The sequence below is a fragment of the Micromonospora sp. II genome, from assembly GCF_001709195.1.
GTDB classification, from domain to species: Bacteria; Actinomycetota; Actinomycetes; order Mycobacteriales; family Micromonosporaceae; genus Micromonospora; species Micromonospora chalcea.
In genome coordinates, this window is sequence record NZ_LYXF01000082.1 from 1 (window position 1) to 2,138 (window position 2,138).

The following is a 2,138-nucleotide window of genomic DNA, read 5'->3' on the forward strand; positions in this document are numbered from 1 at the left end:
GACACCTTCCGCATCTTCCGCGTCCGCGACGGCGGCGACCTCACCCTCAAGGACCTCACAATCAAGGGCGGCAACGCCAACGAGTTCAAGTACCCCGGGCCGTCCGTGCCGAAGGCGGCCGACCCGGCCGAGCTGGATGCCAAGCGGGTCGAGGGTGACGGCGGCGCGCTGCTGGTCGAGCGCGGCGGCAGCGCGCACCTGGACAACGTGAAGCTGACCGACAACAACGCCGAGGGCGACGGCGGCGCCGTCGCCAACTACGGCCGCACCTGGCTCAAGGAGAGCAAGGTCGTCAACAACCACGCCCAGGGCGACGGCGGCGGCATCTTCAACGAGGGCATCCTCAAGGTCGAGGAAACCCACGTCGACGACAACACCGCCGGCGGCAACGGCGGCGCCATCGCCAACGGCAGCGGTGAGCACCACGACGGGCCGGTCGACCTGGCCTCGGCGGCGAAGGCCGACAAGGGTGAGCACGGCAAGCACCGCGCCGGCACGGTCGAGATCACCGGGGCGTACGAGGGCAAGGACGCCTCGTTGAGCACCCTGAGCCGCAACCGGGCGGGCCACAACGGTGGTGGCCTGTTCAGCAGCGGCGGCTGGGTCACCGTCTCGTTCACCGCGATCGGCGGCAACGTCGCCTGCGACAACGGTGGCGGCGTCTACGCCGAGAACACCGACCTGCTCCTGGAGAAGGTCCACGTGGCGGGTAACCACGCCGACGGCAACGGCGGCGGCGTGGTGACGACCGGCGGGCGCGACTGGGCCGGCAACGGCGCCGAGAAGGACGGCCTCGCGGGCAGCGCCACGATCGCCGACAGCGCGGTCGTGGACAACACGGCCGGCCGCTTCGGCGGCGGCATCTACAACGGTGAGTGGCTCATCAAGATCGAGGACGGCTTCCTCACCCGCGAGCACGACAAGGACGACAACGCCACCCTCACCATCCGCGACACCGAGATCAAGGCCAACACCGCCCTCAACGGCGGCGGCATCTTCAACAACAAGGCCAAGATCACCCTCACCAAGACCCACGTCACCAAGAACACCGCCACCGACTCCAGCAAGCTCCACCGGGTCGCCGGCGGCGTCCTCAACAACGAAGGACGCGTCAAGCTCGACGACAAGTCCCTCATCAGCAACAACGACCCCACCAACTGCGCCAACACCGTCGAGGACTGCTTCAACTGATTCGCTCCACCACATAACCCGGGGTGCCCTCCTTCCGCCGCGACGGCGGGAGGAGGGCTCCCGACCTCGGAGCGGCCCGGCTGGCCGTGGTGTCCCCCACCGGGGCGTCCGGACCGCACTGCGCCCGCCCATCCCACCCGCACCCTTATGCGGGTTTTTTTCGTATATGGCCACGAGGCGAAGAAGGTTCTCATACGGTCGTTCTCAGCAGCTACAACCGATTTGTAGCGAAGGCCGCCTCGCCAGGGCGAAGCGACCTTGTCAGGTACAAGGAGAGGGCAGAGAGCTCCGATGTCCAACTACCTTCGCAATAACAATGACGCCACCAGCAAGACCATCTCCCCGCTCCGGCGTCGCCGGATGTGGCTCGCCACGGGCGTCGTGGGCCTGACCGGAGCGGTCAGCCTCGCAGGCGTGGCCTACGCGACCACCGGGGCCACCGGCCCGCACCGGCTCGCCGACGTCAAGTGGTCGACCACGCAGCAGCTCAGCGACGACGACCACGGCGACAAGGGCGAGTACGGCCGGGACGGGTACGACAAGGACGGCAAGGACGGCAAGGACCGTGGCCAGGAAGGCCGCGACCGCGGCGAGTGGGGCCCGGACAAGGGCGACTGGGGCAAGGACGGCAAGGACGACCACGGCAAGACCCGCGAGGTCGCCTGCGACGACGACGCCCTGATCGACGCCCTCGAACTCGCCAACCGCGACCACGGCGGCACCCTCAAGCTCGCCGAGAACTGCACCTACGAACTCGGCGTCAAGGACCGCAAGTTCGGCTCCGCCCTGCCCGAGATCAAGCAGGACGTCACCATCAAGGGCAACGGCTCCACCATCAAGCGCGACGCCGAAGACACCTTCCGCATCTTCCGCGTCCGCGACGGCGGCGACCTCACCCTCAAGGACCTCACAATCAAGGGCGGCAACGCCAACGAGTTCAAGTACCC

At 68.0% G+C, this 2,138-nt stretch carries 1 protein-coding gene and 1 pseudogene; both read left to right on the forward strand.

Features of this window, described 5'->3' with window-relative positions; genetic code table 11:
• Window positions 1-1,191: hypothetical protein (locus A8711_RS30035; protein ID WP_069090048.1), on the forward strand; the 1,191-nt coding region annotated here is incomplete at its 5' end.
• A gap of 291 nt (window positions 1,192-1,482) precedes the next feature.
• Window positions 1,483-2,138, forward strand: a pseudogene (locus A8711_RS30040) (hypothetical protein); the annotation flags it as partial.